Origin of the sequence: Collinsella sp. AF19-1LB (assembly GCF_003459655.1) — a bacterium.
In the GTDB taxonomy this organism is placed as follows: Bacteria; Actinomycetota; Coriobacteriia; order Coriobacteriales; family Coriobacteriaceae; genus Collinsella.
On sequence record NZ_QRWO01000084.1, the window covers coordinates 1 to 558 of the forward strand.

The 558-nt window shown below is 50.4% G+C and carries 1 protein-coding gene; it reads left to right on the plus strand.

Features of this window, described 5'->3' with window-relative positions; genetic code table 11:
• Positions 1–321: 321 nt before the first annotated feature.
• A partial coding sequence (locus DWX39_RS11160; protein ID WP_199411507.1) for a restriction endonuclease subunit S occupies positions 322–558 on the plus strand: 237 nt, incomplete at its 3' end.

Below are 558 nucleotides of genomic sequence, written 5' to 3' on the forward strand. Positions count from 1 at the left end.
GTCAAATCACGGTTTGTAGAGATATTCGCATCCTTTGATGGCTGTGAAAAACTCCCGCTATGCAACTGCGTTGATTGTGTCGAGTCCGGAAAGAGCCCAAAGTGTCTGACGACTCCGCGAGCTGGATCGGAGCCAGCTGTCCTTAAGCTCAGTGCCATTTCTACTGGTACATACTGCGAGGATCAGAACAAGGCGCTTCCACTCGACAGCGAGCCTGTTATTAGCAAGTTTGTGCGGGATGGCGACATCCTTCTCGCTCGCAAGAACACTCCCGAGCTTGTTGGGCGCTCTGTTCTCGTTAGGCATACTGATGGCGGTATCATGTTTCCAGACATAGTGTTTCGTATGCATCCGTTGCCTATCGTCGACGGGGCATATCTCTCTCATCTGCTTTCCGAAACGATGCTTAATTCGATTCGTTCGCTTGCGCATGGCTCTGCTAAATCAATGAGTAATATTCCAAAGACCGAACTTGAAAAGCTGTTGATTCCGATACCACCCGCAAGCCTTCAGCGCCAGTTCGCCGACTTCGTCACCCAGGTCGACAAATCGCAATTT